Source organism: Yersinia frederiksenii ATCC 33641, assembly GCF_000754805.1.
Taxonomy (GTDB): domain Bacteria; phylum Pseudomonadota; class Gammaproteobacteria; order Enterobacterales; family Enterobacteriaceae; genus Yersinia; species Yersinia frederiksenii.
This window is the reverse complement of sequence record NZ_KN150731.1, coordinates 2591662-2612796: the sequence shown is the minus strand read 5'-3', so window position 1 is coordinate 2612796 and position 21135 is coordinate 2591662. Positions and strand designations below refer to the sequence as shown.

Here is a 21135-nt window from a genome sequence, read left to right as displayed (position 1 = left end):
CTGCATGGATCGTAAATCGCTCGATCAAGCAGCGACACTGGCAGGGATATCCGCCAGCTATATTAATGCACATGGTAAGCCGCAAGCTATTTTGCCGGAAACCAAGCAGCAATTATTGGCGGCAATGGGGCGCATGAATGTGTCCCATGATACTCAGACAGAAAAAGCACCATTACCGGTAGTAAAAATCTTTACTTTTGGCAGCCCGATGCAGTTGCCAATGGCGGGTTCGGGTGATTATCACTGGCAGTTGCAGACCGAGAAAGGTGAGTTACATCAGGGACGTATCAGTGCAAAAAAGACGCTAACACTGCCAGCTTCCTTACCACAGGGTTATCACCGTTTAGTGTTGGAGCAGGGCTTACAACAGTGGCAGTGCTCGGTTATCGTCGCCCCGAAACGTTGCTATGAACCAGATGCATTGCTGGCAGGAAAAAAGCTGTGGGGAGCTTGCGTGCAGCTGTATACCCTGCGCTCAGAACACAACTGGGGTATTGGTGACTTTGGTGACTTAAACCAGATGCTGGAACAGGTTGGGGAGCGTGGCGCTGCTTTTATCGGGCTGAACCCGATTCATGCACTGTATCCGGCCAATCCACAAAGTGCCAGCCCTTATAGCCCCTCATCGAGGCGCTGGCTGAATGTGATTTATATTGACGTGAATAGCGTGGATGAATTCCAACACAGCGAAGCCGCGCAGCTTTGGTGGTATCAACCTGAGACTCAACGTGTGCTGGCCAACATTCGGGCCAGTGAGTGGGTCGATTATCCGCAGGTGATGCAACTCAAATTGACCGCTTTACGTTTGGCATTCCCGCTATTTACTGCCCGTAAGGCAAAAGATGTACGGGTGCAGGCATTCCATAAGTTTGTTGAGCAAGGTGGCACAAGCCTGTATCAACAAGCCGCTTTTGATGCTTTACATGCATATTTGAGCAAAAATGACCCGATGATGTGGGGCTGGCCAGTGTGGCCGGAAAAATATCGTGACGGGCACAGCAGTGCGGTGGCCGATTTTTGTCGTGAACATGCCGATGAAGTGAATTTCTATCTGTGGTTGCAGTGGCTGGCCGCCAGCCAGTTTGATGACTGCTTCCGCACCAGCCAGGCCCGAAAAATGCCACTGGGTTTGTACCGTGATTTGGCGGTAGGTGTGGCGCAAGGTGGGGCTGAAACCTGGTGTGACCGCGAGCTGTATTGCCTCAAAGCTTCAGTGGGCGCGCCACCGGATATTCTAGGGCCACTGGGTCAGAATTGGGGTTTACCTCCCATGGACCCGCACGTCATGGTTGCCCGTGCTTATCAGCCTTTCATTGATTTGCTGCGTGCCAACATGACTAGCTGTGGTGCTTTGCGTATTGACCATGTGATGGCTTTATTGCGCTTATGGTGGATCCCCTATGGTCAAACGGCCGACCAAGGAGCCTATGTAAAATACCCTGTGGATGATCTGCTGGCGATATTAGCACTGGAGAGTCAGCGCCATCACTGCATGGTGATTGGCGAAGATTTAGGTACTGTTCCGGTAGAGATTGTTGGCAAGCTGCGCGACAGTGGGGTGTATTCCTACAAGGTGCTCTATTTCGAGCATGACAGTGAGAATACCTTCCGTGCACCGCAATCTTATCCGGTACAGGCGATGGCTACCATCACCACTCATGACCTGCCGACACTGCGTGGTTACTGGCAAAGTGATGATTTGACGTTGGGGAATAAGCTCGGGCTATATCCGGACCAACAAATATTGAAGCAGCTTTATCTTGATAGAGAGCGGGCGAAGCAAGGTTTGCTGGAAGGGCTGCATCATTATGATTGCGTGCCGAAGAAAGTGGGTCATAAAGCGTCATTACTGGCAATGAGCCCGGTGCTTAACCGCGGATTGCAACGTTATGTTGCAGACAGCGCCAGTGCGCTATTGGGTTTGCAGCCGGAAGATTGGTTAGACATGGCGACACCGGTCAACATCCCCGGAACCAGTGATGAATACCCAAACTGGCGGCGTAAGCTGACGGCTACATTGGAAGAAATGTTTGCTGACAACCAGGTTAATCGCTTATTGAAAGATTTGGATAAGCGGCGCAAGAACGTTTCGGCTGGGTAATATTGGCCTGATTTTAGATTAACAAGCGAAAGGGGAATCGCACTTAGAGGCGCTTCCCCTTTGTTTTGCATCTCGTCAGCCAAAAGACATTAGCCAAAGTCATTGGTGTTACAGCAAGGCAGCAAGCGAGCAAATCCCGATGAGCTGACACTAGTCAGTGATTCGGGTGCGTGAATGCAACTAACACCGCTGTAACGCCAAGGATGAAGGATAATCAATTAGTAGTAAGAGTGCTCACCACGCTGATGCTCGGTCAAATCTCTCACACCCTTCAATTCTGGGAATTTCTGCAACAGCTCTTTCTCGATGCCTTCTTTCAGGGTGACATCGACCATGGAGCAGCCGTTACAACCGCCACCAAATTGCAGGATAGCCAGCGCATCTGGCGTGATTTCCATCAAGGTTACACGGCCACCGTGACTAGCCAATTGCGGGTTAATCTGCGATTGCAGAACATACTCCACCCGCTCCATCAGCGGCGCGTTATCGTCCACCTTACGCATTTTGGCATTAGGGGCTTTCAGGGTGAGCTGAGAACCTAGCTGGTCAGTCACGAAGTCAATTTCAGCGTCTTCCAGATAAGGAACACTGAGCTCATCAACATAGGCTGACAACTGCTCAAACTTCAGTTCAGTATCTGTTGCTTCAACAGCATCCGGTGGGCAATAAGACACACCGCACTCAGCGGTTGGTGTTCCGGGGTTGATAACAAATACGCGGATTTGGGTGCCTTCTTCTTGGTTTGCCAACAGTTTGGCAAAATGAGATTGTGCTGCGTCTGTTATTGTGATCATGGCATCTGCTCAATAGTTGACTATTCTTGTCGGTTATAATACGCCCATTGTTAGGGTGACTACAAGGTTCGGCAGAGACACCAAACCTGCAATGAGGCAATCCCCTGACCCCATAGTAGCTTGGCGATCTCATTGAGTGTACTGCCAGTGGTCACAACATCATCTAACAGAGCAATATGTTGGCCACGAACAGTCTCCCTACAGCGAAATGCTCCTCGCATATTTTTACGTCGTGCGGCGGCATTTAATTGCTGCTGGGCGGGCGTTGCACGAATGCGCTGTAAGGTCATATTGCTATAGTGGCAGCCAAGCCAGTGTGCCAGTGGCCGTGCTAACAGATCTGTCTGATTATAGCCACGCCGCCAGCAACGCCAGCGGTGGAGCGGTACACTGATGATTCTGTCCGGTTTGATGACCTTACCCATGCGCCACTCATCGAGCCAGCGCAGTAATAATAAACGTGCCAGCACTGGTGCCAGTGGGGTTACGCCACTAAATTTTAGCCGTTTTATCAATTGATTCAATGGCGGCGAATAATCGCTAACAAAAGTGATGCTGCCCCAAGGCGGTGGGTTGCTAAGACAACGGCCACACAGCAAAACACGGTTGTTGCTTGGTAGGCCGCAGCAAGGGCAGCAGGGTGGCAATGGGGGTAGATTGCGGCGACAATAGCAACAAATACCGTGCTTTGGGTGATATAACGGCTGCTGGCATAGCCAACACCGGCTGACGATTGTTAGCATAGGCATCTTCCTTGATGAAGGGCTAAGGCGACAGGATACTAACGCATGAAACAACTTTATTGGAACATCTGTGGCGAAGGCCGTCGTGATCTTGTGCTGCTGCACGGATGGGGGCTGAATGCGGGTGTATGGCATTGCATTATTGACAGACTTGCGCCGCATTTTCGCCTGCACTTAGTAGACCTCCCCGGCTATGGGCGCAGTAAAGATTTCTGTGCGATGTCGCTGACTGATATGGCTGACATCGTATTACAGCAAGCGCCACAACAGGCTTTGTGGCTGGGTTGGTCGATGGGTGGGTTGGTGGCCAGTCAGATAGCCTTAAGTCATCCAGAACGTGTTGGGGGGCTGATAACAGTCTCTTCTTCTCCGTGTTTTACTGCTAATGATGAGTGGCCGGGGATCCGGCCTGAAGTGTTGGTCGGGTTTGAGCAACAGCTCAGTGAGGATTTTCAGCGCACTGTGGAGCGTTTTTTGGCATTGCAAACACTGGGGACGGAGAGCGCACGTCAGGATGCTCGCCTGTTGAAAGCCGTGGTGCTGCAACATCAAATGCCGGAAGTCGATGTCTTGACGGGGGGGCTGGAAATTTTACGGACGGCTGATTTACGCCAGGAGCTGGCAGAATGCGCAGTGCCCTTCTTGCGAATTTATGGTTATTTGGATGGGTTAGTCCCGCGCAAAGTGGCTTCGTTGTTAGACCGTGCATGGCCGGAGACTCAATCCGTTGTGATGAAAGGTGCAGCCCATGCTCCTTTTGTTTCTCATCCTGATGATTTTTCAAAACTAATTTTGGATTTCGCGCAACAGAATAAAGCTTGATAGCTTTTGTTCAGCACTTGCTGAAATGTGTTGTACCAGAGGCCAGAAAACGATAAACCGGATTAATGTAGTCAGCTATCAAGTGGCTAAATATTAAATCTTCTTGATCATTAAGGTGGAGTTACACCAATTTCAATGATGCTATTTCAATTGATAAATCACGGTACGGCAATGATTCTGCCCTTCTGGGCAGCTCTTACAACTGCCGGTTAGGCATCCGTTATTATCCTGCTCAATGCGTTCAATCTTACCCATAGCCATCAGCCGTTCCAGCATGGCCTCGACTAGAGGTAATGGCATTGCTAATTGATGACTGAGTTGATTTGCGTCAGCGTTGCCACTGAGAGCGATTGCATCGCGCAATTGCAGTAGGCTTGCCATATACCTCCTCCTATTGAGCACTCTGCCAAAGGTATTTAGCCATTAGTGGCAGTCACTACCTGATTTTTGACAACAACTGGCGGGCGCACTATTTTGTAATCTCACCGTGACCCGGCTACGCGCGCGGCGTAAGCCAAACAAGATAACCGCATTGATAATAATCACCAGCGCGATAATGCTTAAGCTCTGTTGTGGATGGTCACGGAAAGTAGCGGCTTGATAGAACAAGGTTGCCAGAGAATAAGCAACATTCAGTCCCCACAGTATTGAGAAGGTCATCCAGCCACGGCTGGTTTCTCGCGCAATTGCTCCCATGACCGAGACGCAAGGCACATACAGCAGCACGAAAATGAGATAGCTATAGGCAGAAATACTGGAGCCGAACTTACTGCTCATCATCCCCATTGAGCCTGCCGCCATTTCGCCGTCACCTTTACTGGCTTCAATGGGGTTAGAGAGCACACTGAGGCTAAATGTCTCTTTTAATCCCTGCCAGGTTTTATCAACCGCACCGGCTAATTCACCCAGTAAATTGAAGCTCTCGGCATCAAAAGGTTCATTTTTAATCTGCTCAGCGGTATAGAGGGTATTTAGTGTTCCCACCACGACTTCTTTCGCCATGGCACCGGTGACTAGCCCCACTGTGGCTTGCCAGTTATCCGCATGAACCCCCATTGGGGTCAGTAAGGGGGTAAGCACTTTACTGACAGAGGCGAGTGCCGAGTCATTGATGCTATCGACCGCTTTGCCACTGAAAGAGAAACTATTCAGGCCACCAATGAAAATACTGGCAATGACGATGACTTTCCCCGCCCGCAAAACAAAGCCTTTCAGCCGTTGCCAGGTTTGCAATAACAGACTTTTCAGATGTGGTACATGGTAAACCGGCAATTCCATCACAAAAGGAGAGGCTTCACCGCGCATGATGGTGTATTTCAGTACCAAGCCGGTAAGGATTGCCACCGCGATACCGAGTAGGTAGAGAGAAAAGACGATACTGGCCCCATCTTGGCCAAAGAATGCCGCAGCAAATACCGCGAAAATAGCCAGCCGTGCACCGCAGGACATAAAGGGGGCCATCATGATAGTGATCAGCCGTTCTCGCTGGGCATCCAAGGTGCGCGCACCCATAATTGACGGCACATTACAGCCGAAGCCAACAATCAGCGGCACAAATGATTTACCCGGTAACCCTAACGCCTGCATCAGCCGGTCCATGACGAATGCAGCACGGGCCATATAGCCGGAGTCCTCCAAAAAGGAGAGAAACAGATACATCATGCCAATCTGCGGCACCAGTGGCAGCACGGTGTTTATACCGCCCCCGACACCTTGGGCCAGGAAGATGGTCAGCCACTGTGGGAAATGCAGGGTATAACCGACCCATTGCAGCCCTTGGATAAAGATGGCAGCAGAGCCGATATCAAATATCGGTTGTAGCGCCCCACCAATGTTAATGGCCAATACGAACATTAAATACATGACAAACAGGAAGATCGGCACTCCTAACCAGCGGTTAAGAATAACTTTATCCAGTGCTTGGGTTAGGCGGTTTGGCTCTGCCTGCTGTGAGTTGCCGACGATATCGCAGATGCGGGCGATGCTCTGATAGCGAGCATCGGCGATCACCAGTTCTGGATCCTCGTGCTGATTTTGCCGCAGATTTTCACGCGCCAACTCAACCTGTGATGGGGATATACCCGCGCGAGCCAGGCTGTAGATATCCCCTTCCAGAATTTGCAGCGCCAGCCAGCGGCGCTGCTGGGTAGGCCAAGAGCCCGGCATGTTCTGTACCAGTTTATCCACTTCATGCAGCAGCACTGACGGGTAGTTAACCAGAGCTTTAAAGGTCACTGGCTGAAACTCATCAATACTGGCTTTTAATTCATTGATACCGCGCCCACGGGTAGAAACCAGCGGAATGACCGGGCAGCCTAACTGCGCAGAGAGGGCATCGATATCAATATCAATATGCTGGCTTTTAGCAATATCGAGCATATTGAGAGCCACAATACAGGGGATGCCCAGCTCTATAAGTTGCAGTGTCAGGTAGAGATTACGCTCCAGATTGGCGGCATCAATCACGTTAATCAGCAGGTCGGCCTCGCCGCTCAAAATATAGTGGCAGGCAATCTGCTCATCCAGCGAGGTTTGCTCAGAAATCGTGGTTAGCGAGTAAGTTCCCGGCAGGTCAACCAAGGTCACCTGATGTTGCGGGGTATTAAAATGGCCTTCTTTGCGCTCAACCGTGACTCCGGCCCAATTCCCAACACGCTGTCGAGCGCCAGTTAACTGGTTGAAAAGCGTAGTTTTACCCGCATTGGGATTGCCGATCAGGCCGATTGTGAGTGCTTTCATGATCCAACGTGATATCGATAAATTAACATCAGACAGTGCAGAGCGATTTTCATCCATCACCCGACAGCCAGAATAAGGAATTGACCTGTCGTGTTAGGGTTGCAGGTCGAGAGTCAGCAGGTCTAAATCTTTTTTACGTACCACCAGGCTAACCCGACGGGCTTCTATCTGAATGGGATCACCTAATGGTGCGAGGCGAACCACATTAAATGAAGAGCCGGGTAACATACCCAGAGACAATAATTTCTGCCGATAAGCTGGGCTAATTTCAGGTGAGAAGCCAATGATTTTGTAGGAACGCTGTGGAATAAGATGCATAAAAGCCTCTTGAAAATTACCCTTTGTACTTGAAATTTCAGGGTCTCGGTTAATGACATACCAGAATTCAGAATGATTTCACGCCAAGTCTTAATGAGTTAAATAATAATAGTGAGAATCATTTTCATATTCAACTTGCATCAAATATTCAAAAGTAAATATTCATTACGGGTTAATTTTTATAATTAATGAGTCTGATTTCTATTTACGCTTGTTTTACCACCAAATTGGCGTGATCGCAAATGAGAATGATGAGTTAAATCAGTTAACTGGATGTTTCTTTTGTATAGGTTATCTTTCAAGCTGTTGGCGTGTTGGCTGTCACCCCTTACCCAAGTCATTGAGTTATCTAAATTCCTTGGTTTTATTGCGTTGCAGCCTATCTGAAACTCGAAATCTATTGGGTATAAGTCGATGTATATATTGTCAATATACCGATAATTAACATAATCACTTCACTATGATTTGAATCAAATAACATTCAAGAGTTAATTAACTCGCAGCAGGCTATCGTAATTATTTATAAACTAAGAGTAATGACAAACTTAGCGAGCCATCATGTTAAATATAATGTTAAATCAGCAAGGCTTATTGCATATTTCGCCCGAGACTTCAGGGGTAAAAGAATTCCGTGCTAATTAATTTAAAAAATAATTTTACAATTCTACAGAAGAAAAAAATATGAGAAAAGCGGTCATTGAATAAAGAAAGGGCCACTTTTCGTGGCCCTAGGCTAAGATATCAGCGTTTTTTAAACGCCGCAGCTAGCGCATCACTCATGGCACTGTTTCCACTGGAGTTGCTGTCTGCTCGCCCTTTAGCGGGTGGGCGGTTATTTGAGTCATTGTTAGGGTTATTCCGCGGGCGGCTGGCCCCACGATTATCGTTATGAGTACTGGTGCGGTTCTCGCCACCATTACCCCGGCGTGAACCCCCTTCACCCGGTTGTTCATCAAGGCGCATGGTCAGCGCAATACGTTTGCGCTGTAAATCTATCTCCATCACTTTAACTTTGACGATATCACCGGCTTTCACCACTTTGTGTGGATCATCGACAAACTTATCCGCCAGTGATGAGATATGCACCAGACCATCCTGATGGACGCCAATATCCACAAAAGCCCCAAAGTTAGTCACGTTAGTGACCGAGCCTTCGAGGATCATCCCCGGCGTCAGATCGTTCAATGTTTCAACGCCTTCGGCAAAGGTGGCGGTTTTAAACTCAGGACGAGGGTCACGGCCTGGTTTTTCCAGCTCACGCAAGATATCAGTGACGGTTGGCACACCAAAACGCTCGGTGGTGAAGTCACGGGCATTAAGGTTGCGCAAGGCTGCGGCATTGCCCATTAAGTCCTGCAAAGCTTGCTCGGTTGCTGCCAAAATGCGCTCGACAACTGGATAGGCCTCTGGATGCACCGTGGAGGCGTCCAGTGGGTTATCCCCGTGATTGATACGTAAGAAGCCGGCACACTGTTCGAAGGCTTTTGGCCCCAGACGGCTGACTTTCAGTAATTGCTCGCGGTTATGGAAGCGGCCATTCTCATCACGCCAGTTAACAATATTCTGTGCCATCATGCGGGTCAAACCGGCCACTCGAGTCAGCAACGGGACGGACGCAGTATTTAAATCCACCCCCACGGCGTTCACGCAGTCTTCTACCACGGCATCAAGTTTTTTCGCCAATTGGCTTTGGCTGACATCATGTTGATATTGGCCGACCCCAATGGATTTTGGATCGATTTTAACCAGCTCCGCCAGAGGGTCTTGCAATCGACGGGCAATAGAAACCGCACCACGGATAGAAACATCCAGATCCGGGAATTCCAGCGCGGCCAGCTCAGAAGCGGAGTAAACCGACGCCCCAGCTTCACTGACAATCACTTTTTGCGCCGTCACCGCCGGATACTGCTGTTGCAGCTCGGCAAAGAAACGCTCGGTTTCCCGCGAGGCCGTGCCGTTACCGATAGCGACCAATTCAACTTGATGCTTGATGCACAGGGCGGCCACTACGGCTGCGGCTTTGGCCGCCTGCCCGGTATGAGGGTAGACGGTATCGAAGGCAACCAGTTTACCGGTAGCGTCAACCACCGCCACTTTCACCCCGGTACGTAGGCCAGGATCGAGGCCCATGGTCGCACGCATACCTGCCGGTGCCGCCATCAGCAAATCTTGCATGTTACGGGCGAACACATTGATGGCTTCGTCTTCAGCCCGCTCACGCAGGGTGCTCATTAGCTCGGTTTCTAGATGCAGCAGCACTTTGATACGCCATGTCCAGTTGACCACCGCTTTACGCCAGGTGTCTGCCGGTGCGTTATTCAGCCGTAAATCCAGATGATTGATAATGATCTGCTCACCCTGACTTTCGCGAGGGGGTTCGTCAAACTGCGGATCAGGATTCAGTGCCAGTTGCAGCACACCTTCATTACGGCCACGGAACATGGCTAAGGCGCGGTGAGAAGGGACTTGAGCGATAGGCTCATGGTGGTCAAAATAATCGCGGAATTTAGCGCCTTCCTGCTCTTTGCCTTCCACCACTTTTGCTACCAGATGAGCATTTTTCCACAAGTATTGGCGCACTTTCGCCAGCAACGTAGCGTCTTCAGCAAAACGCTCCATCAAGATATAGCGCGCCCCATCCAGTGCCGCTTTGGTATCGGCCACGCCCTTATCAGCATCAATATAGGCTTGGGCTACCTGTTCTGGGTCTTGCTGTGGGTCATTCCATAGGCTGTCAGCCAAGGGTTCCAGACCAGCTTCAATAGCAATCTGCCCACGGGTACGGCGCTTGGGCTTGTAAGGAAGGTATAAATCTTCCAGCTCAGTTTTACTCATGGTGCCATTAATAGCACCGGCCAGCTGCTCGGTGAGCTTGCCCTGATCTTCAATTGATTTAAGAATGGTTTGGCGGCGATCTTCCAGTTCGCGCAGATACCCCAAACGGCTTTCCAACTGGCGCAGCTGGGTATCATCCAACCCGCCGGTAACTTCCTTACGATACCGTGAAATAAAGGGCACGGTATTACCTTCATCCAGCAGACGTATGGCGGAGGCAACTTGCTCCGGTCGCGCCTGTAGTTCGCTTGCAATAATGCGGCTCAGTTGTTCATTCATAAGTCTGATATCAATTAGTGAGTAGAAAAAATGGCAGAGGATAGTTATACGGATTGCCCGGATAAATTGCCAGTAGAGCGCTCATCGGGCTTGAGCTAACCTGAACTTCTCGGTAAAAACATAGGGTATAGTAGAGGCATCTATCCTAAAGGGATAATTGGATAATTTTATGGCTAAAAGTAACTACATTACCCGCGAAGGCTGGCAGGCGCTGGATCATGAGCTGCATTATCTGTGGCGTGAAGAGCGGCCAGTAGTGACTCAAGCTGTCTCTGAAGCGGCAGCAATGGGCGACCGTTCGGAAAATGCTGAATATATCTATGGTAAGAAGCGCCTGCGGGAAATTGATCGCCGGGTGCGCTTTCTGACTAAACGTCTTGAGGTGCTGAAAATCGTCGACCCAGATCCGCGTCAGGAAGGGAAAGTCTATTTTGGTGCTTGGGTGCGGGTAGAAAATGAAGCAGCAGAGCAGCGAATCTTCCGTTTAGTCGGCCCAGATGAGTTCGATCCGGCAAAAAAATGGATTTCTATCGATTCACCCGTGGCTCGTGCCTTAATTGGCAAACAGGTGGATGATGAGGTGACAGTTCAGACGCCAAATGGGGAAGCGACCTACTGGATTTTAGATATTCGTTACCGTCCATTTGACGAAAGTATTGATAATTAGGCACAAGAATAAGCTTTGTAACAATTTCGACTAGAATATATACCATAAATAGCTGTCTGTTAGAGTGAGTTTTTCTAACAATGTGCAGATTCGGGCAATACGGCCTTTGGGAGTAATAAAATGCAAGAGAATCACAAGATTCTGGTCGTTGATGACGATATGCGCCTGCGTGCGCTGTTGGAACGTTACCTGACAGAGCAAGGTTTCCAGGTACGCAGTGTTGCCAATGCTGAACAGATGGACCGCTTGCTAACCCGTGAGTCTTTCCACTTGATGGTGCTCGACTTGATGTTGCCGGGTGAAGACGGTTTGTCTATCTGTCGTCGCCTGCGTAGTCAAAGTAACCCCATGCCTATCATTATGGTGACGGCGAAAGGTGAAGAAGTAGACCGCATTGTTGGGCTGGAAATTGGTGCGGACGATTATATTCCTAAGCCATTTAACCCTCGCGAACTGTTGGCACGTATCCGCGCAGTATTGCGTCGCCAGGCTAACGAACTGCCGGGCGCACCTTCACAAGAAGAAGCCGTCATTGCTTTTGGTAAGTTCAAACTGAACCTCGGTACCCGTGAGATGTTCCGTGAAGACGAACCTATGCCATTGACCAGTGGTGAATTTGCGGTGCTGAAAGCATTGGTCAGCCACCCGCGTGAGCCATTATCTCGCGATAAACTGATGAATCTGGCTCGTGGTCGTGAATACAGTGCAATGGAACGTTCTATCGACGTACAGATTTCACGTCTGCGCCGCATGGTAGAAGAAGATCCGGCGCATCCGCGCTATATCCAGACGGTTTGGGGCTTGGGTTACGTATTTGTACCGGACGGCAGTAAAGCATGAGGCGATGGCGCTTTTCTCCACGTAGCTCATTTGCCCGAACCTTATTATTGATTGTGACCTTGCTGTTCGTCAGCTTGGTCACTACCTATTTGGTGGTGCTGAATTTCGCCATTTTGCCCAGCTTGCAGCAGTTCAATAAAGTGTTGGCGTATGAAGTTCGTATGCTGATGACTGACCGGTTGCAACTGGAAGATGGCACGCTACTTGAAGTCCCGCCAGCGTTTCGGCGTGAGATTTACCGTGAATTGGGGATTTCGCTTTATACCAATGCTGCGGCAGAGGAAAGTGGCCTGCGTTGGGCACAACATTACAAATTTCTCAGTGACCAAATGGCCCAGCAGTTAGGTGGACCAACCGATGTTCGTGTTGAAGTTAATAAAAACTCGCCGGTTGTCTGGCTAAAAACGTGGTTGTCGCCAGATATCTGGGTGCGGGTGCCCTTAACTGAAATCCATCAGGGCGATTTCTCTCCGCTGTTCCGTTATACCCTGGCCATTATGCTGCTGGCCGTTGGTGGTGCCTGGCTGTTTATCCGTATTCAGAATCGGCCCTTGGTAGAGCTGGAACATGCGGCTTTGCAGGTCGGGAAGGGAATTATTCCGCCGCCATTGCGGGAGTATGGTGCTTCGGAGGTACGTTCGGTCACCCGGGCATTTAATCAAATGGCGGCTGGCGTGAAGTTGCTGGCGGATGACCGAACATTGCTCATGGCAGGGGTCAGCCATGACTTACGTACCCCATTGACTCGCATCCGTCTGGCGACAGAAATGATGAGTGAAGCCGACGGTTATCTGTCTGAATCTATCAATAAAGACATTGAAGAGTGCAATGCCATTATTGAGCAATTTATTGATTATCTGCGCACTGGGCAGGAGATGCCGACCGAACCAAGCGATCTTAATGCGGTATTAGGTGAAGTGATTGCGGCAGAAAGTGGCTATGAGCGGGTAATTGAAACCGATTTATGTGAAGGTGAAGTCATGGTGGATATTCATCCGTTATCCATTAAGCGCGCCCTGGCGAATATGGTGGTGAATGCCGCGCGTTACGGGAATGGCTGGATAAAAGTGAGCAGTGGCACCGAACTTCAGCGGGCCTGGTTCCAGGTTGAAGATGATGGCCCAGGGATTAAACCAGAAGATTTGAAGCATCTGTTCCAGCCTTTTGTCCGTGGCGATAGCGCGCGTAGCACCAGTGGAACCGGGTTGGGGCTGGCGATTGTCCAGCGAATTATCGATGCACATGCTGGTTCGTTGGATATTGGTACCAGTGAGCGCGGTGGGTTACGAATCCGGGCATATATTCCATTGCCGTTAGATGTGAAGCCGAAATTGCCGGTGGTTGTGGGGAATGGGTGATATTTGATTTGTTATTAGTGAGTTGTGATTAGTTCGGTTGTTAGGTATCAGTCTTTGCTGAGTTTTGGGAACATCAACCGGGGTCAAGGGGAGCACACACCGCGCTTGTGCACGTATCGCGAGCCGGCTTACTCTCTTTCTCGGTTGAAGCTACGAGGTCAACAAAGAGAATAAATCGATTATCAACCGAAACTTGATCCGATACTTTAACCGCCAAACGGGATCACCAAACCAGCCAGTGATATAGACACTAAATATAATTTTCCCAAAAAACAGAAGGGGCACAATTGTGCCCCTCGCAATATAACCAACCTCAATCTAACTTAGATCTTCGGCCCTGCACTGACCAGCGCAGCCCCTGCCGGGGTATCGGTATATTTATCAAAGTTAGTGGTAAAACGCTTCGCCAAATCTTCAGCTTTCTCTTGCCACTGCGCGACATCGGCATAAGTGTCACGTGGGTCGAGGATATCTGGGTTCACGCCTGGTAATGACGTTGGCACGGCCAGATCAAAGATGGGTAAGGTAAAGGTTTCTGCTTTATCAATTTCACCATTCAAAATGGCGTCGATAATGCCACGGGTATCCTTGATAGAAATACGTTTGCCAGTGCCATTCCAGCCAGTGTTGACCAGATAGGCCTGTGCGCCGACAGCTTGCATACGTTTAACCAACACTTCTGCATATTGCGTTGGGTGCAGCGACAAGAATGCAGCGCCAAAACAGGCAGAGAAAGTTGGTGTTGGCTCGGTGACACCGCGCTCAGTACCGGCCAGTTTGGCAGTAAAGCCAGACAGGAAGTGATACTGGGTTTGATTTGCCGTCAAGCGTGATACTGGCGGCAATACGCCAAAGGCATCGGCAGTTAGGAAAATAACCTTGGTAGCATGGCCCGCTTTAGAGACCGGCTTAACGATATTTTCGATGTGATAAATTGGGTAAGAAACACGGGTGTTTTCCGTTTTAGAACCGTCGTTAAAATCAACAGTTCCGTCGGCTAGTACGACCACGTTTTCCAGCAGAGCATCGCGTTTAATTGCATGATAAATATCGGGTTCTGCTTCTTCGGATAACTTGATGGTCTTGGCATAGCAGCCACCTTCAAAGTTAAATACACCGTCATCATCCCAGCCGTGTTCGTCATCACCGATTAACTTACGTTTCGGATCCGTAGACAAGGTGGTTTTACCGGTACCGGACAAGCCGAAGAAGATGGCGACATCGCCTTTTTCACCGACGTTGGCTGAGCAGTGCATAGACGCAATGCCTTTCAGTGGCAGCAGGTAGTTCATCATGGAGAACATACCTTTCTTCATTTCGCCGCCATACCATGTGCCGCCAATTAGCTGCATACGTTCTGTCAGGTTGAAGGCAACAAAGTTCTCTGAATTCAGACCTTGTTCTTTCCAGTTCGGGTTAGTGCATTTAGCGCCATTCATGACGATAAAGTCAGGCTCGAAATGGGCCAGTTCTTCATCTGATGGGCGGATAAACATGTTTTTAACGAAATGTGCTTGCCAAGCGACTTCAGTGACGAAGCGGACTTGTAGACGAGTATCAGCATTAGCGCCGCAGAACGTATCAACAACAAACAGACGTTTGCCTGACAGTTGCTCGGTGACCAACCCTTTCAGGTGGCTCCAAATCTCTGGACTCAGCGGTTTGTTATCATTCTTGCCTTTGCCCTGATCGGCCCACCACACGGTATCGCGGGTGATATCATCACGGACAATATATTTATCTTTTGGTGAACGGCCGGTAAAGATACCGGTATCGACCGCTATTGCTCCTGTAGTGGTGAGGGTTCCGCGCTCGTATCCTTCCAGCGTGGGTTTGGTCTCTTCCTGGAACAGTAAATCATAGCTAGGGTTGTAAACAATCTCGCTGACGTTATGGATGCCATAGGCGGCGAGCTCCTGCGGGGTAATTCCTTTAACACTCATGTCATAACTCCTGGATCGTCAATTTTCTACCAGCGATTGTAAATCCTCATCGCTGATTAACAGCGATAGCTATCAAATATTTCAATATATGACCTATTTTTCGCTAGGTTATGAGAGATAGAACACGGATTGTAGCAAGAGTGAAACACGGGAAGGAATGGCTGGGCACGTGTCAGCACCCAACCAAGTATTACAGGAATTAATGAATTTGCTCTGAAGAAGAACTATTACCGCTTTTTAAAGTGGCGATATCGACGGCATCAAACAGGTAGTGATTGCCGCAATACTCACAATGCATATCAATATTACCGTCCTGCTCAAGCATTTCTTTGATGTCATCTTCGGATAACGTTATTAATGCATCAGCACAACGCTCACGAGAACAGCTGCAACGGAAGCTGACATTTTGCGGTTCATATAACGTCACTTCTTCTTGGTGGTATAAACGATACAGCACTTCATTGGCTGGCAGAGTAAATAGCTCTTCGGCCTTAATGGTGGTGGTCAATTGCGCCAGATGGTCAAACTCATCTTCATTGCGCTCCTGTGCTGGCAGAACTTGCAGCAGCATGCCGCCCGCCGCCGCTTTACCTTCCACACTGCCGGTGCGGATAAACAGCCGAGTAGGCAACTGCTCAGATTGCATGAAGTAGTTTTCCAGGCACGCGGCGATGGTGTCACCTTCCAGTGCGACAACACCCTGATAGCGCTCACCTTTCGCGGGTGTAATGGTGATCACCAGATAGCCATTACCGACCATTTCTTTTAACGTGCTTTCATCGCTGATTTCGCCTTTATAGCGAGCGACGCCGCGCATTTCTTGTTGGTTATTGCCGTTAATCACAGCCAGTGATAGTGGGCCGTCACCGCCCTGCAATTGCACAGTGATATCACCGTCAAATTTAAGGGTGGCGGTCAACAGACTGGTCGCGACCAACATTTCACCCAACAGTTTTTGCACCGCGGGAGGGTAGTCATGGTTGGCTAATACCTGCTGGTAGGTTTCATTGACTGAAACCAGCTCACCGCGCACAGCATGATTAGCAAACAGATAGCGGTGTAATTGGTCGTGATTAGACATAGTTTTCTCTCATTTGGGCCGCCGTTTAAACCCGCTATATTGGGTTTATTCAGGCTCGCCTTGTTTAAATTTGATCAGGTTGCGACGCTCTTTTTTGTCCGGCCGCCTGTCTGGGTGTGGCATGGTCAGGGCATTCAATTTACGTGCCTGTGCGACTTTCTCGCGGTTAGCAATGCTGGCTTCGGTCTCTTCATACAGTGCTTGTGCTTCACAGGCTCCTCGACGCTGACTGTGTAACGCCAAAACCCGAATGGTGCGCTCGTCATTACCTTGGCGTAGGCGGATTTCAGCATTCAGCTCGACCAATTTGCTCGGTTTACCGCGCTGCCCGTTGTAATGGACTTTGCCGCCATCCACCATTTCTCGTGCTATTGCTCTGGTTTTATAAAACCGGGCAGCCCAAAGCCATTTATCCAGCCGAACCGATTCGTCAGAGACTGTTTTATCTTTCATAAATACGTTATCCACATCACTTCATTCTTATCGTAACTGTAATGCAGGCAATAGCTTACGATAGTCATTAATTGCAGGGTGGCCGCAAAATGCTTTATCAGCACAGCTGGAATCTGGGTTTTCTATTCCCAGACAGTAGCGGATACCAAAGGCGCGCGCAGCATCCAGAATCTTCTCACTGTCATCGACAAATAAGGTTCTGGCAGGATTCAGCCCGGTATGCTGCGTGACAGCTTGCCACAGTCGTTGATCTTCCTTCGGATAACCAAATGTATGGGTGGAAAGTAATAAATCAAGGTGCTGGTCGAGGGCGGTGTGCTCAATTTTTACCGCCAGGCTATGTGGGTGGGCATTGGTGAGCAAAATTGTTTGCAGGCCACGTTCGCGCAAACTGGCCAAAAAGGGTTTGGTATCCTGACGCAAGCGAACCCGGCTACCGGCTTGGGTGGTCATAGCATAAATATCCAAATCCAGCCGCTCACTCCAATAATCGAAGCAATACCAATTTAAGGTATGTTGCACGGCGAGATACTCATCATGAATAATTTTATGTGCCTGATCCAGCGAGATCCCCCGATGTTGGCTAAGTGTTTCCGGCACTTGTTTTAACCAGAAATGGCTGTCGAACTCTAAATCCAGCAGAGTGCCGTCCATATCCAGCAACACGGTATCAATTTCTTGCCAATTAAATTCAGGGGGCATAGCGACTCCACAATCACAATATTAAATAATGCTGATGACACAGAATGTGAGCGACAAATCAGCAGCTCTTCCTGATAAGAACCCATCTATAGCGTTAGCCTAGCATAGCAAAATTACCGTGCGCATGGGCATCGCGCATGACGGACAAAAAATGAAAGAGTGCTAACGCAAGAAAGGCGCAGGGGGGAGGGGTTGGTTAAAACAATTATCATAATAGCGTTGAATATTATCCATACGGCTACGATTTTTCAGTATGCGCTGAACTAACAAAGTGGTGTTCACCACTAAACAGACAATCAGCACCAACAGCAATAGGCTGGTACCCAGATAACGACCAAGAGTGACGATATCAGGTTCGCTGTGTAGCGCGATGTGGCGTGTGCCGTTAGCATCGGTGGTGATATTGGTAATGATGCCCTCGGCCTTAAATGGCGTATTGAGCAGCAAGCCAGAGAGCCGCTGTAATTCTCGCCACTGCTCCAGAGCACTGTAATCAAACAGTGGAACCGCAGGCACTGGGTGGCTGACAAGTTGCTTACCCTCGTCGCTGGTTATCAAAAAACCGCCTGGTGGAGGGCTGTTCAATGCTTCTGTTGCCAAATGTGTTTCACGGTAAACAAATGAAGAGGTTGCAGTTTTAACCAGATTTTCCAAAGTATCGGCACTGACTGGGCGTAACAGCACATTCATGCCTTTTAATGTGCCAGATTGTGCCCGTTTGACCAACCCGGACCAACTCTTGGCATTTCCCAAATTAACCAGTGCATTCTTTAGCCGGACACAGTCACTATCTCCGCCACATAGTTGCTGTGTTTTCAGGACGATATCAGCAAAATTATCCAACAGAATCATCCCAGATTTCTCAATGGCTGTCGCCAGTTGTGGGTTGACGCTGGTATCTGTACCTTGCGGGTGTAACTGTTGATTGACAGTGGCAATCAGCGCTGCGGCCTTTTCGATGGTTTCTGACTCTGGTTGCGGCAGCGGGGCTGCGTTATTCCAATAAATACCGGAGCAATCAAAAGGCGTAAAAGCAAAACTGTTTGGATTTTGGCTATTCGGCGGGACGTAGCACATACCGGTGCCTTGTGCTTTCAGCATATCCCCAATACGTAATGGCATTTTTTCCAGCGCAGTAACACTGGTGACCTGCTGACTCTGCGCACCTTGTAACCAGGCAACGCTCAGTTTCAGTGGTAGGCCAAGTGGTACATAAATCAGCAATAGCGCCATCACTAGCAGCGAGCCTGCAATAAGCGTCAGGTTTTTGCCCCAGCGTTGCAATGGGAAATGTTTCATTTCATCATGCAGAGACAAGAAAGGCCCTTGACGGACAACCTGACGATTGAGGTAGATATCAATATTGGTCTTTTTGCCCAGGTCATGAGTAAAATAGGGCCCCCAATGAGCAGGGTAAATCAGATCGACAATCCCGAGTGAGATATTGTTCATCTGACTTTGATTCGACTCCCCGAATAGCCCCCAGCGCTTTGGCGTACCACTCAAACAGTGGACTTCGCGTAAATCTTTTTCAGACAGTGGGCGGAACATATTCCAGCAAGCCCAACCTGTTAACGTGGCTGCCACAATGATGAGCCAAGGTAGAGTGACTGTTGGGCCGGTCAGGGCGAAAAAGAGTAATAACAGCGCCAAACAGATTGCAGCCGCTTCTTTTAAACCATTAGGGCCATGCAGAGCATACTCTTCCGGTGTTTCTTTTCGGATATTAAGCAGCTCGATATGTTCGCTATCCGCTTTGCGAATCGACGCATTTTGCGTGACAGAGGGCAAAATAGGCTGGTAGATATTCTCAGACTGGTGATTCTTCAGCGTATGCCCGTTGAGGGAGATAACTAACGGAAGTGTCTGGGTTTGGATAAGTTCAACATCATTATCCTGAGTAATATATTGTTCCCATGACGCCGGGAGGTGGACTTCAATGGAGTCCAGATAATAGCGCCATTTATTGGGTTCATCACTGGCTACGCCGTAGCGGGTAATGGCACGAGTCACCGAGTAAACATTGTCACTTTGTGGCGTGAGAATGAGCTTTGCTGGTGTAGCCGAGTTGTCCGTCAGTGTGCGGGTATCAAAATTAGACTGAGGTTTGAACCCAAGCTTATCTTGCTGGCTTAGCAGGTAGTTCTCAATATTAACCCGTTCTTCTGGGGTTAATTTGCGGTGAGTGGGTTTCGCAAACAGCAGCGTTGCAGTGACGGGGGCAGTGCGGCGGAACCGGAACCACCACAAGCCTACTGCGATCAGACTGGTCAACAGTAAGGCCAATATTAAGACTATTGTGCTCATCCCATCCCCATCCGAGCGCCCCTGACTCACGTCAACTCTATGAAAGAATGCATCATATTATGCATAAATACAGTACAGAGGCATATAGCAGAGTTATCAGGTGAACTAGCAAGTCACTCGCTATTATTCATCACGTAACCTAATACAAGTGCTCTTAAACTGCCCGTAGACTGATAAGGATAGCAAGGCTAAAACATCGGTAATATCAGCATAATCCTATTTTCAAACACAACTTTTAACGTGTATTGAGCTGGGATGGGGTGAAAATTAACCGGTTGAATCTTGACTAAACTCGCCGCCATGTTAAAAACAGGTAAATTATATCTAACTGACATTGCGATAAAGGTTCTCATTAACGCACAATGTGATCAAGTTCTAATAAATTCCAGTATAAAGTTTCGGGTTAATACACACAGGTAAAATGTGGCTTATTAAGTAACCGTAATATGAGCCTGATTATCCTGATGTGCGTCCGATAGGTGGTGAGTTTTTAATTTGGGGCTATCATGAAACACCTGCAAAAACCTAAAATACTTAAAATAGAAACGGTTGCCCACTCCCGCTTATTTACTGTCGAGGCGGTGGATTTGGAGTTCAGCAATGGCGTGCAACGAGTTTATGAGCGCATGCGGCCATCGAATCGTGAAGCCGTCATGATTGTGCCGATTATCGGCAATGATTTATTACTCATCCGTGAATATGCTGTCGGCATCGAAGAGTATGAGCTGGGTTTTCCTAAAGGGCTGATTGACCCTGGTGAGGGCGTGTTAGAAGCAGCAAATCGTGAATTGATGGAAGAAGTTGGCTTTGGTGCTGAGCGTTTTGATTATCTCAGGAAGCTGACAATGGCACCGTCCTATTTCTCCAGCAAAATGAATGTTGTTATTGCAAGGGGCCTCTATCCACAAAGTCTGGAGGGTGATGAACCCGAGCCTTTACCGCAAGTTCGCTGGCCTATTGCGAATATGATGGCCTTGCTTGATGAGCCCGGTTTTAGTGAGGCCCGTAATGTTAGTGCGCTGTTTCTGGCGCAGGCGTTCTTTAGTGAGGCAGGCATTTCTTGATATTGAGCTGGCCCATATAAAAAGCCGGAAGGATTTTACTCTCTTCCGGCTTTTATTTTGCTGCTAATGACGACTCAGCCATTAGCAGC

Annotated in this window: 17 protein-coding genes; 6 read left to right on the top strand and 11 right to left on the bottom strand. The window is 49.0% G+C overall.

The genetic code is table 11. From position 1 onward, the window contains the following. Positions 1-4 precede the first annotated feature (4 nt). On the top strand, positions 5-2101 hold the full coding sequence (gene malQ / locus DJ58_RS10075) for a 4-alpha-glucanotransferase (protein WP_004709380.1): 2097 nt from the start codon (positions 5-7) through the stop codon (positions 2099-2101). Between the two features lie 218 nt (positions 2102-2319). Here malQ and nfuA read toward each other — a convergent pair whose 3' ends face one another. Both nfuA and gntX read right to left on the bottom strand, forming a co-directional pair. Beyond that, positions 2320-2895 (bottom strand): Fe-S biogenesis protein NfuA, encoded by a 576-nt coding sequence (gene nfuA / locus DJ58_RS10080; RefSeq protein WP_004709379.1) that lies wholly within the window; start codon positions 2893-2895, stop codon positions 2320-2322. 59 nt (positions 2896-2954) lie between these two features. Next, positions 2955-3638, bottom strand: coding sequence for a DNA utilization protein GntX (gene gntX, locus DJ58_RS10085; protein ID WP_032911099.1), 684 nt, complete (start codon positions 3636-3638; stop codon positions 2955-2957). A 45-nt stretch (positions 3639-3683) separates the two neighbouring features. On the opposite strand from gntX, the gene bioH reads away from it, so the two are divergent. After that, complete coding sequence (gene bioH / locus DJ58_RS10090) at positions 3684-4460, top strand: pimeloyl-ACP methyl ester esterase BioH (protein ID WP_032911098.1); 777 nt, start codon at positions 3684-3686, stop codon at positions 4458-4460. 141 nt (positions 4461-4601) lie between these two features. On the opposite strand, the gene DJ58_RS10095 is transcribed toward bioH, so the two are convergent. The 4 genes from DJ58_RS10095 to DJ58_RS10110 all read right to left on the bottom strand — a co-directional run bounded on the left by DJ58_RS10095 (position 4602) and on the right by DJ58_RS10110 (position 10631). Beyond that, the gene (locus DJ58_RS10095; protein ID WP_004709373.1) at positions 4602-4841 is read right to left on the bottom strand and encodes a FeoC-like transcriptional regulator; all 240 of its coding nucleotides are present in this window, start codon (positions 4839-4841) and stop codon (positions 4602-4604) included. Positions 4842-4883: 42 nt separating this feature from the next. Continuing rightward, the gene (gene feoB, locus DJ58_RS10100) at positions 4884-7199 is read right to left on the bottom strand and encodes a Fe(2+) transporter permease subunit FeoB (RefSeq protein ID WP_032911124.1); all 2316 of its coding nucleotides are present in this window, start codon (positions 7197-7199) and stop codon (positions 4884-4886) included. Positions 7200-7292: 93 nt separating this feature from the next. Further along, a complete protein-coding gene (gene feoA, locus DJ58_RS10105) occupies positions 7293-7517 on the bottom strand; it encodes a ferrous iron transporter A (RefSeq protein ID WP_004709369.1) in 225 nt (74 codons plus the stop codon). A gap of 741 nt (positions 7518-8258) precedes the next feature. After that, positions 8259-10631, bottom strand: a complete 2373-nt coding sequence (locus DJ58_RS10110) for a Tex family protein (protein ID WP_004709368.1) — start codon at positions 10629-10631, stop codon at positions 8259-8261. 169 nt (positions 10632-10800) lie between these two features. On the opposite strand from DJ58_RS10110, the gene greB reads away from it, so the two are divergent. The 3 genes from greB to envZ all read left to right on the top strand — a co-directional run bounded on the left by greB (position 10801) and on the right by envZ (position 13496). Continuing rightward, positions 10801-11298, top strand: coding sequence for a transcription elongation factor GreB (gene greB / locus DJ58_RS10115; protein ID WP_004709365.1), 498 nt, complete (start codon positions 10801-10803; stop codon positions 11296-11298). Between the two features lie 120 nt (positions 11299-11418). After that, positions 11419-12138, top strand: a complete 720-nt coding sequence (gene ompR, locus DJ58_RS10120; protein WP_004709363.1) for an osmolarity response regulator transcription factor OmpR — start codon at positions 11419-11421, stop codon at positions 12136-12138. Continuing rightward, positions 12135-13496, top strand: coding sequence for a two-component system sensor histidine kinase EnvZ (envZ, locus tag DJ58_RS10125; protein ID WP_032911097.1), 1362 nt, complete (start codon positions 12135-12137; stop codon positions 13494-13496). The genes ompR and envZ overlap by 4 nt, the downstream gene beginning before the upstream one ends. Before the next feature lie 323 nt (positions 13497-13819). Here envZ and pckA read toward each other — a convergent pair whose 3' ends face one another. The 5 genes from pckA to DJ58_RS10150 form a co-directional block, all read right to left on the bottom strand. After that, positions 13820-15439, bottom strand: coding sequence for a phosphoenolpyruvate carboxykinase (ATP) (gene pckA / locus DJ58_RS10130; protein WP_004709358.1), 1620 nt, complete (start codon positions 15437-15439; stop codon positions 13820-13822). A gap of 199 nt (positions 15440-15638) precedes the next feature. Beyond that, positions 15639-16520, bottom strand: coding sequence for an Hsp33 family molecular chaperone HslO (gene hslO, locus DJ58_RS10135; RefSeq protein WP_004709356.1), 882 nt, complete (start codon positions 16518-16520; stop codon positions 15639-15641). A gap of 45 nt (positions 16521-16565) precedes the next feature. Continuing rightward, positions 16566-16973, bottom strand: a complete 408-nt coding sequence (hslR, locus tag DJ58_RS10140) for a ribosome-associated heat shock protein Hsp15 (protein WP_032911095.1) — start codon at positions 16971-16973, stop codon at positions 16566-16568. 27 nt (positions 16974-17000) lie between these two features. Then, positions 17001-17675, bottom strand: a complete 675-nt coding sequence (yrfG, locus tag DJ58_RS10145; RefSeq protein WP_004709353.1) for a GMP/IMP nucleotidase — start codon at positions 17673-17675, stop codon at positions 17001-17003. 162 nt (positions 17676-17837) lie between these two features. After that, positions 17838-19982 (bottom strand): intracellular growth attenuator family protein, encoded by a 2145-nt coding sequence (locus DJ58_RS10150; protein ID WP_032911093.1) that lies wholly within the window; start codon positions 19980-19982, stop codon positions 17838-17840. Between the two features lie 506 nt (positions 19983-20488). Here DJ58_RS10150 and nudE point away from each other — a divergent pair. Further along, the gene (gene nudE, locus DJ58_RS10155; RefSeq protein WP_004709350.1) at positions 20489-21046 is read left to right on the top strand and encodes an ADP compounds hydrolase NudE; all 558 of its coding nucleotides are present in this window, start codon (positions 20489-20491) and stop codon (positions 21044-21046) included. Positions 21047-21135: the final 89 nt, after the last annotated feature.

Coding starts and splice junctions, on each gene's coding strand:
- feoB (WP_032911124.1), bottom strand. CDS start 7,199: ATGAAAGCACTCACAATCGGCCTGATCGGCAATCCCAATGCGGGTAAA.
- hslO (WP_004709356.1), bottom strand. CDS start 16,520: ATGTCTAATCACGACCAATTACACCGCTATCTGTTTGCTAATCATGCT.
- gntX (WP_032911099.1), bottom strand. CDS start 3,638: ATGCTAACAATCGTCAGCCGGTGTTGGCTATGCCAGCAGCCGTTATAT.
- malQ (WP_004709380.1), top strand. CDS start 5: ATGGATCGTAAATCGCTCGATCAAGCAGCGACACTGGCAGGGATATCC.
- nfuA (WP_004709379.1), bottom strand. CDS start 2,895: ATGATCACAATAACAGACGCAGCACAATCTCATTTTGCCAAACTGTTG.
- yrfG (WP_004709353.1), bottom strand. CDS start 17,675: ATGCCCCCTGAATTTAATTGGCAAGAAATTGATACCGTGTTGCTGGAT.
- envZ (WP_032911097.1), top strand. CDS start 12,135: ATGAGGCGATGGCGCTTTTCTCCACGTAGCTCATTTGCCCGAACCTTA.
- greB (WP_004709365.1), top strand. CDS start 10,801: ATGGCTAAAAGTAACTACATTACCCGCGAAGGCTGGCAGGCGCTGGAT.
- DJ58_RS10150 (WP_032911093.1), bottom strand. CDS start 19,982: ATGAGCACAATAGTCTTAATATTGGCCTTACTGTTGACCAGTCTGATC.
- feoA (WP_004709369.1), bottom strand. CDS start 7,517: ATGCATCTTATTCCACAGCGTTCCTACAAAATCATTGGCTTCTCACCT.
- DJ58_RS10095 (WP_004709373.1), bottom strand. CDS start 4,841: ATGGCAAGCCTACTGCAATTGCGCGATGCAATCGCTCTCAGTGGCAAC.
- bioH (WP_032911098.1), top strand. CDS start 3,684: ATGAAACAACTTTATTGGAACATCTGTGGCGAAGGCCGTCGTGATCTT.
- ompR (WP_004709363.1), top strand. CDS start 11,419: ATGCAAGAGAATCACAAGATTCTGGTCGTTGATGACGATATGCGCCTG.
- nudE (WP_004709350.1), top strand. CDS start 20,489: ATGAAACACCTGCAAAAACCTAAAATACTTAAAATAGAAACGGTTGCC.
- DJ58_RS10110 (WP_004709368.1), bottom strand. CDS start 10,631: ATGAATGAACAACTGAGCCGCATTATTGCAAGCGAACTACAGGCGCGA.
- hslR (WP_032911095.1), bottom strand. CDS start 16,973: ATGAAAGATAAAACAGTCTCTGACGAATCGGTTCGGCTGGATAAATGG.
- pckA (WP_004709358.1), bottom strand. CDS start 15,439: ATGAGTGTTAAAGGAATTACCCCGCAGGAGCTCGCCGCCTATGGCATC.